This is a genomic window from Streptomyces sp. 150FB (genome assembly GCF_000818195.1).
Taxonomy (GTDB): Bacteria; Actinomycetota; Actinomycetes; order Streptomycetales; family Streptomycetaceae; genus Streptomyces.
This window is the reverse complement of sequence record NZ_JTHL01000001.1, coordinates 4884206-4892463: the sequence shown is the minus strand read 5'-3', so window position 1 is coordinate 4892463 and position 8258 is coordinate 4884206. Positions and strand designations below refer to the sequence as shown.

Sequence of the window (8258 nt, the reverse complement as noted above, 5' to 3'; positions counted from 1 at the left end):
GCTCAGTGCCTCGGCCGGTGTCCCCCGCCACCCGCGGACTGGCGGATCGCGTCCAGATTGCCGCCCTGGGTGGTCAGGATGTTCTTCACGTTGTCGTTCGTACCGTTGACGACGCCGACCACCGCTTCGGAGAGCGCGCGGCCGGTGTCGATCGACCCGTCCCGCTCCTTCTTCTCCTGCGGAATCAGCTCTTTGGCCATCGAGTCGCTCTGACCGCACCAGTCGCGCGTCAGATTGGCCGAGCTGACGAAGTCGCCGACGAGGCCCTCGACGAGCGAGCTGATCTGGTTCATCTGCCGTACGCCGCCCTGAACACGGGCCGGGTCGGCGTAGTACGCGTTGCTCTCACCCATGTCGCTGTTCGTCCTCCGCGTCCTCGTTGATCTCGTCGCGCAGTCCCCGTGCCCCCTGCTGCCGGCTGGGCTCCGCGTTCGGGTCGTCAAGTACGGCAGGGCCGAAGATCTTCGCCCAGTCGACGTCCACCCCGGTCAGCTCCGGCACACCGGCGCTGGGCCGTGTGAACGGTTCGAAGGTCTCCATCACCCGCCGCGACATCAGCGTACGTGCCCGGGTCGCCGATTCCAGTACGGCGCCCGCGAGTTCCGCGGCGGCCATCGTGCGGTACTTGCCGTCGAGGAACCGCAGCCCGATCAGCTCGCCCTGGTGTCCTACGGTGACCTCCACGGCGCGGTCCTTCGACCGTACGGTGACGGACGCCTCCCGCAGTTCGGCCTCCGCCTTCGCCACTCCGGCCTGGGTGGCCTCGAGTTCGGCCACCGCCTCGGCGAGCCGCTGCTCCACCGAGGCCGTGAAGGGGTTCATCCCCTGTACGGCGCCGGACTCACCGTCCTGGGTGTGCCCGGTGGCGCCCGGACCCACGCCGTTCCCCGCGCTGCCGCCCTCGCCGGTCATCCGATCACCGCCGGTGCGCCGCCTTCTCCTTCGGTGCCCCAGACGTCGTCGTCCTCGGGCACCCAGCCGGCCCGCTCCCTGTCGCCACTGCTGGTCGACTGGTCGCCCTGGCCGCCGCCGTGCCCACCGCCGCCCGGGTACATCGGGCTCCCGGAACTGGTCGTGGGCCGGCCGCTCCGCGAGAGGACCACGTCCTCACCCTCCTCCGGCACCCCCCTGGAGCTGGTCCGGCGCAGCGAAGCGCCGCCCGTCTCGCCGCCGAGGACGTTCCTGACGCGCTCGTTGTTGTTGGAGCCGCCGCCGCCTCCGCCACCCATGCCACCGCCGCCGCCCATGCCGCCGCCACCGCCGCCGCTCATCGGGTTGAGCGGTGTGCCTGCGGGGCCCTGCTGCGCCTGCTGCCCGCCCATCAGGGCGGAGAGGTCGTTGGACGTGCCGCCGAGCGGGCCGCCGGTGAACGGGGTGGAGTCGTAGTCCTCGAAGTCGTCGAGCGACGGGTCGCCGAAGCCGTTCAGCCCGCTCCCCGCACCGCCCCCGCCGACCCCGCCGGAGTTCAGCAGCGAGGTGGAGTCCGGCAGCCCGCCGCCGGGCAGATTGCCGCTGTTCCCCAGGGAGTTCAGGTTGAGCGAGTCCGGGAGGTGGTTGTCGAGGTCGAGGTCGCTGGGCGGATTGTTCAGGTTGTTCGTGAGGTCCTTCGGGCCGGGGAGCCCGTCGATCCCGGGCGGATTGAGGTTCGACGTGTGCTGCGTACCGTCCGGGGACGTGGTGTTGAGTTCACCGGTCGCCGGGTTCACCGTGTCGATCGTGCCGTCGGGGAACTTCGTGGTGAGGGTCCCGTCCGGGTTCAGTGTCGTTGTGCTGCCGTCCGGGTTCTTGAAGGCGTCACCGGTGTTGAGCGGCGACGTGGTGCTGTGACCGTCCGGTGTTGTGGTGGTCACCGTGTGGTTGGTGGGGTTGATCGTCTCCTGGGTGCCGTCCGGGAGGGTGTTGGTCAGCGAACCGTCCGGGTTGAGGTGTGACGTACCGCCGCCCGGTGTGGAGAAGCTGCCCACCTGCGGATTCAGGTTCGACGTGGTGGTCGAGCCGTCCGGGTTGGTGGTGGTCGTCGCGCCGGTGTCCGGGTTGATCGTGGTGCTCGTACCGTCGGGGGACCTGGTGGTGAGGGTCCCGTCCGGGTTGAGCGTGGTGGTGCTGCCGTCCGGATTCTTGAAGGAGTCACCGGAGTTGAGCGGCGAGGTGGTGCTGTTGCCGTCCGGTGTCGTCGTGGTCACCGTGCCGTCGGTCGGGTTGACCACCGACTTGCTGCCGTCGGGGAACGTCGTCTCCAGCGAACCGTCGGCGTTCAGCTTGGTGGTACCGCCTCCGGGGCCGGTGAGGCTGTCCACCCGGCTGTTGGGGAGATTCAAGCCACCGTTGAGGCTGACGGGGGGCGGGGTGCCGTTCGGCCCGCCGAGCAGGTTGTTGGTCAGCGGGAGCGGCATGCCGGGACCACCGCCCGGGTCGCCGCCGGGGCCGCCGCCCAGAAGGCCGCCGGGGCCGTTGAGCGGGGTGTTGAGCGTTCTGAGGTTGCTGAGGTCCGGCGGGGGGCCGCCGCCGTTGAGGTTCGTGCCGGGTCCGGGACCACCGAGTCCGTTGAGGCTGTCGCCGAGCCCGTTGCCCAGGTTGTTCAGGTTGTTGCCGAGGCCGTCACCCAGGTTGTTCAGGTTGTCGCCGAGACCGTTGAGGTTGTCGCCGAGCCCGTCGCCCAGGTTGTTCAGGTTGTCGCCCAGGCCGTTGAGGTTGTCACCGAGCCCGTCACCCAGGTCGTTCAGGTTGTCGCCAAGACCGTCGAGCCCGTTGTTGAGGTCGTCACCGAGGCCGTCGAGGCTGTCGTTCAGATCCTGCTGGTTCTGGTCCGCCTTCTCCTGGGCGATCTCCGCCGCTTCCGTCTGGTACGACTCGCTGAGCGTCGTCGTGTCCTTGGTCGTCAGCGGATCGTCGAAGTCGCCGCCCGCATCGCTCCAGTCATTGCCGAGGGTCGAGATCACCGTCTGGGCGGGGTTGCCGAGATCACTGTCGACATGCGTGTTCCAGTCGGTGACAACCTTCTCGGCGAGCTTCTTGAAGGTGTTGATGTCGTTCAGCGGACCGTACGGGCTGTTCTCCTGGAACTGGTCCGTCGTCGAGTACGTCGGGGCGTACGACATGTTCGAGTGCGACTGGATGTAGGGCACGTTGTTGGCGATGACCCACTTGGTGAGTTCGTCCAGGGCGGTCAGCAGCATGCGGTGCGGGTCGTAGAAGTACGTCTGCGACCAGGTGTTCCACGCGTCCTGGAGCGCCTTCGCCTGGGTGATCAGGTTCTGCTGCGCGCCGGCCAGCGAGTCACCGAACAGCGACTTCGGCCGGTAGCCGCTCTGCATCTGGTTCTTGGACTGGTAGTCGGTGCCGCCGAGTTGGTCCACGTAACTGTCGTAGTTCTTGTGGAGCTGGTGGATCAGGTGCCAGAAGACCCCGGCCGCCTGCCCGCGCCACGCGGACTGCTCGGTGCCGATCGAGTTCTCCCAGGCCTCCAGTGTCTTCGCGTGATCGATGAAGAACTGGGTGGCCCGGTCGAACGCCTGGGCGGTGCGCTCGAACGAGGCGAGGTCGACCGCCTCGGCGTCGGCCACGTCCAGCCCGCTGAACGACACGTCGCGAGTCGTCCCGCCGAGCAGCCCGTTCAGCGCCGCCTTGGGACCGCCGAGGTACTGCGACAGCGGGCCGAGGTCCCACTCGTCGCCGTAGTGCCCGGTGAAGGCGCCGGCCTCCCAGGTCTCGCCCGTGTCGAGGAGGTGGCCCTTGCCGTCGACGCTCGGGATGCCGATGAACACGATGCGCGCGCGGTGCATCTGCACCCCGCCGTCATGAGCGCCGTTCCCGCCCGCCGTGTAGAAGGCGAGGTCGTAGTCCTCGCCGTCGTGGGTGTTCCAGCCGCTGATGGCGGTGAAGTCCTCGGGCGCGACGGCACGCATGTCCATGCTCTGGATGTCCATCCGGAACAGCGGAATGCCCTCTTTGCTCTTCAGCTTGTCGAAGAGCGTTTTCCGGCTCGGCATCGCGTAACCGGTGAGGAGCGTGACAGCCTTGCCCCAGTAGTCGTCTGGGTCGTTCGTGACCGGCATGGCGAGGGCTCCGTGCGGTGGGGGACATCGGGATGCCGGCCCTGCGGTGGACCGGGCGGTACGGGACGGCGCTCATGGTGCCGGCGATGCCGGCCGTGCGGGCGAGCTGCCTTACGGGCTTACGGGCTTGCTGTGTGCTGCCTGGCTGCTGCTAGCTGTCATCGCCGCCGCCGGATCCGCCGCCGAGATCGCCGTCCACATCCGAGAAGATGTCGAGCAGCTTCTCGCCCTCGATCGACGACAGGTTGGTGCCCTGGGTCTTGAGAAGCGTCTTGATGGTCTCCCGCAGATCCCGGTCGACGTCCTTGAACAGCGTCTTCTGCGACACGAAGATGTCGTCCACGGACTGCGCCGAGTCCTTCACCTTGGAGATCAGCGAACTCCCGTTGACGGAGTCGTCGGCCGCCATCAGGCCGATCGCGAGGACCTGGTTCTCCTGGAGTGTGTCCGCTGTGGTGCGGCCGGCCAGGATGCTCTGGAGCGCCCGCACACCCGCCGGGTCGTCCTTACGAATCGCTTCCAGCTCGTTCATGAAGCCGTCCACGTCGTTGTCGACGAAGGTCTGAAGCCCCTTCGAGTCGAGGTGCGTCAGATCCGCCATGTGATCCTCCTGCTTCTGGGCCCGCCGTCGCGCAACGGAGTCCGGGCGGCAAAGGGCGGTGACAGTTCAGTGACTCCGTACCGAGTCGTTCGGTGCGCGGTGGTGCCGGTGGGAGTGCGGGTCCCGTGTGCTGTTGCGGTGTGCTGTTTCCGGTGTGCTGTTCGGTGTGCGGGTCCCGGGTGCGGGTCCCCGGTGCCGGGTCCCGTACCCGAAGACTCAGCGGCCGATGGTGACTTCGGACCACATCTGCGAGAGCGAGTTCTCGCTGTACTTGTAGTTGCCCGAGATGTCCGAGAGCAGGCTGGAGTGCGAGGTCAGCAACTGCTCCATGTTCTTCACGGCCTGGTCCCAGGCCGCCTGCTTCTGCGTGTAGACCGTGGCGTCGTCGCCGTACCAGGTCTTCTTCAGCTCGCCCAGCTCCGCCTCGAGCGACGACAGTGTGTTGGCGATCGCCTTGGTCTGCTGGACCATGTCGTCGGCGGCGTTCTCCATGTGGGCGTAGTCGACGAAGATGGAACCGTCGGTCAGGTCAGGCATGATGATCTCGTCTCGTCTCGGGTCATGACGTCAAGTCGTAACAGCAGGTCGTAACGGCGGGTCGCGACGGCACCGAAGAGCCGCTCCCGGCGACCCGGTCCGGTCAGGCTCCGGTCCGGTCAGGCTCCGGTGAGCTGGTGGAAGACCGAGTCGGACTGGTTGTACGCCTGGTTGATCGCGTCGTTCGACGAGCCCTGCGTCTTGCTGTGCTGCTGGAGGCTCGTGTTGAGCTTGTCGATCATGTCCTCAAGGTTCTTGAGGATGACGTTGGCCTGGTCGTCCCACTGCTGGAGAAGCTGGCCGAACTGGCCACCGTCACTGCCCTGGTAGCCGCTGGAGAGTGTGGCGCGGGTCCCGTCGACGTCCTGCCGGGACTTCAGGATGCCGCTGAACGCGGACTCCAGGGCCTGGATTCCGTTCCTGGTCGCCTGTTCATTTGACTGCTGGCCATCGCCTGCCATGGTGTGCCTCTCGTCGTGCACGGTGTGCGTCGGAATCTTCGGACGGAGCTAGTAAATGAGCCTAGAGTTACAGGAGTTCGAATCGCAATGATGCCTGGGCGCCAAAATGGAGCTGAACATTCCAGGAAACCCACATCTTTGGCGCACTCCAGCTCTCCAGGGGTCTTTCCACGGGTCTCAGTGGGCGCTCTTCGCGGGTACGGAGGCCGAGCCCGCGACGGCGGCGGAGCCGGCCACGGCCGAGGTGCCGGCGACCGAGTTGCCGGGGACCGAGGTCGAACCGCCGGACAGCCCGCCCGGCACGAGTGTGCCCTCCCGCGCCGAACCGCAATCCCCCGCCGTGACAGTGGGTTTCACGGCGCCGGAGGCCGCCTTCGGGTCGAGGTCGGGTCCGGTCGGCAGCATCGCCAGCAGCGGCGAGGGCAGCGCCCGTACCTGCGACTCCTGATACCCGAGCGCCGAGAGCGCCTGGGCGGTGGGGACGCGGTACTTGGCCCCGGTGTCCCCCACCAGGTACGTGGTGTCACCGACGGTGGTACCACCGGCACCCAGCGCCCGGACGAGCGCGCCGTGTCCCGGCCGGACGATCACGGCGTCGACGCGCAGACAGGCCTGGGTCACCTCGGCGCCCGACACCTGTGCCACCGGCGCCAGCAGGCCCGTCGGTACGAGCACGGTGGTCACCCGGGTGCCGCCGCCGGTCCCGGGCTCGACCCGCGCGCACGCCGAGGCACCGGCCGGTACGTCGACCGCCTTCGGCGGCGAGACGGGCAGCCCGTCGGTGGCCGGTGAGGTGCCTTCGCTGCCGGGCGCCAGGTGCTGCTTGAGCGCGTCGGTGCCGAGGACGGCGGCGCGGGGCGAGTCACCGCCGTACGCCTTCTCGCGGGTGGCCGGATCGCCGAGCGCCAGCGCGGCGCCGGTGTCGGTGAGGGGTACGAGGCCCTCCTCGCGCAGCAGGTAGTACTGCGCCGTCGAGCCCGGTACGCGCACCTGGAAGACCTGGCCGACCGTGCTGGCGTTGCCCTCCAACCGGGGTCCGGCGCCGCCCCGGCCCGGCACGGCCGGCGGGACGAGCGCGGGGCCCGAGACCAGTGCGTCCAGGAAGGCGGCGGTCACTGTGCGCGGTGCGACGGAGCCGTAGCCGAGGGAGACGGCGGCGCCGGTCGCCTTGTCCAGTTTGAGGCGGCTGCCCTGCCACACCAGGTACGAGGTCTTGTCGGGCCCGGTCACCACGACGCCCTGGCTGGTGCCGAGTCCCTCGCCGGCCTCGGCGCTGCCCGCGACCACGGAGGTCAGCGGGGTCGGCGTACGGGCGCCGCCCTGCTGGTCCACGGTCGTCACGACCGTGGAACACACCTGCCACGCACCGCTGTCCAGGTCGGCGGCGCCCGGGATGTTGTCCGGGGCGCCGGGGATGCCGACCGGTACGCCGACGGGGGTGTCCCGCAGCGAGGCGGTGCCGACGTCGGTCGCCTTGAGGTCGGAGCCGCCGAGCAGCCGGGCCGACGCGTAGTTCCGTACGGGTCGCAGCCGACCGTCGAGGTACAGGTAACGGCCGCCGGTGTCCTTGTTGACGATGAGGCCGCCCGAGGTCTTCCAGGACGTCTTGCCGCCCGGCACGAGCAGTCCGAAGACGAACGCTCCGGCCGACACCATGACGGCGATCAGAATGCCCACCAGAAAGCCCCGGGTGGTGCGGCCGAGCGGGCTGTCGGCCGCGTCGGGATCGGCGAGCAGCATCCCGGACGTCAGCCGGCTCATGATGAAACTGTGCGCCTGGACCTGGTCGCGCTTGGACTGCATCTCGCTCCGCCTGCCGCTCCGTTGGTGTGTTACCCGACTGCCCGCCCGCGGCCGGTCGGACGACCGCCGGCGGCTGTCCGCCGTACCCCGCGCTCCGCTGTCAGCCCATGATCGACCGCAGGTAGCCGAAGAGGCCGAGCGTCCACAGCGTCAGCGGCAGCAGGGCCACGGCCAGCAGGGAGTGCAGGATCTCGGCCGCGCGGCCCCAGTACGGCAGCATCCGGCGGCCCGGCACCGTCCAGGACAGGATGGCGAGGACGGCGGCCAGCGCCAGCAGGCCGGCGACGAACGCGGGCCGGTCGGAGGCGCCGAGCGAGCCGGCCGCGCCGACGATCATCAGGAACGCGCCCCAGGCGCCGGGCACCACCAGCGTCAGCCGCTGCCACACGTGGACCATGCCGCGTCCGTGCAGCAGGAGCAGCAGCGTCAGCGCGATGGCGGTCAGCGCCTCGGGCAGGTCGGGCCGCCTGGCCAGTGCGATGAGGCAGGCGCCGCAGATGGTCCCGGTCGCCGCGTACAGCGCCGTCATCCAGCCGCTCGCCAGCTCGGTGCGGGTGGCGACGTCCCGGCCGTTGTAGGGATCGATGTTCTCCTGCAACTGCTGGGCGGTGGTGGGCAGTGCGGGCATCCGCATGCCGGCCAGTTTGAAGGCGAGGGCCGGTACGAAGCCGCCGCCGACGACCACCAGGCCGGCGACCACACTCGCCGCGTCGTCCACCGCCACGTCGAGCACGCTCATCAGCACACCGGAGATCGCGGCGGCTGCCGAGACCAGCGCGGTGGCGAGGAAGAACGGTGTGT

General features: G+C 69.2%; 8 protein-coding genes. All 8 read right to left on the bottom strand.

The window, feature by feature from the left end:
* Positions 1 to 2 precede the first annotated feature (2 nt).
* Positions 3 to 353: a hypothetical protein gene (locus QR77_RS20955; protein ID WP_040023574.1), complete on the bottom strand. Its 351-nt coding sequence runs from the start codon at positions 351 to 353 to the stop codon at positions 3 to 5.
* Positions 346 to 822 carry a YbaB/EbfC family nucleoid-associated protein gene (locus QR77_RS20950; protein WP_040028370.1) on the bottom strand — a complete coding sequence of 159 codons (477 nt, stop codon included), beginning with the start codon at positions 820 to 822 and terminating at the stop codon, positions 346 to 348. Before QR77_RS20950 ends, QR77_RS20955 begins: the two co-directional genes overlap by 8 nt.
* Before the next feature lie 86 nt (positions 823 to 908).
* A complete protein-coding gene (locus QR77_RS49815; RefSeq protein WP_040023572.1) occupies positions 909 to 4055 on the bottom strand; it encodes an AAWKG family protein in 3147 nt (1048 codons plus the stop codon).
* A 151-nt stretch (positions 4056 to 4206) separates the two neighbouring features.
* A complete protein-coding gene (locus QR77_RS20940; RefSeq protein ID WP_040023570.1) occupies positions 4207 to 4656 on the bottom strand; it encodes a type VII secretion system-associated protein in 450 nt (149 codons plus the stop codon).
* A gap of 216 nt (positions 4657 to 4872) precedes the next feature.
* Positions 4873 to 5193, bottom strand: coding sequence for a WXG100 family type VII secretion target (locus QR77_RS20935; RefSeq protein ID WP_040023569.1), 321 nt, complete (start codon positions 5191 to 5193; stop codon positions 4873 to 4875).
* 119 nt (positions 5194 to 5312) lie between these two features.
* Positions 5313 to 5654, bottom strand: coding sequence for a hypothetical protein (locus QR77_RS20930; protein ID WP_040023568.1), 342 nt, complete (start codon positions 5652 to 5654; stop codon positions 5313 to 5315).
* A 177-nt stretch (positions 5655 to 5831) separates the two neighbouring features.
* Positions 5832 to 7457 carry a type VII secretion protein EccB gene (gene eccB, locus QR77_RS20925; protein WP_040023566.1) on the bottom strand — a complete coding sequence of 542 codons (1626 nt, stop codon included), beginning with the start codon at positions 7455 to 7457 and terminating at the stop codon, positions 5832 to 5834.
* 100 nt (positions 7458 to 7557) lie between these two features.
* On the bottom strand, positions 7558 to 8258 hold a 701-nt coding region (gene eccD / locus QR77_RS20920; protein ID WP_040023564.1), incomplete at its 5' end, for a type VII secretion integral membrane protein EccD.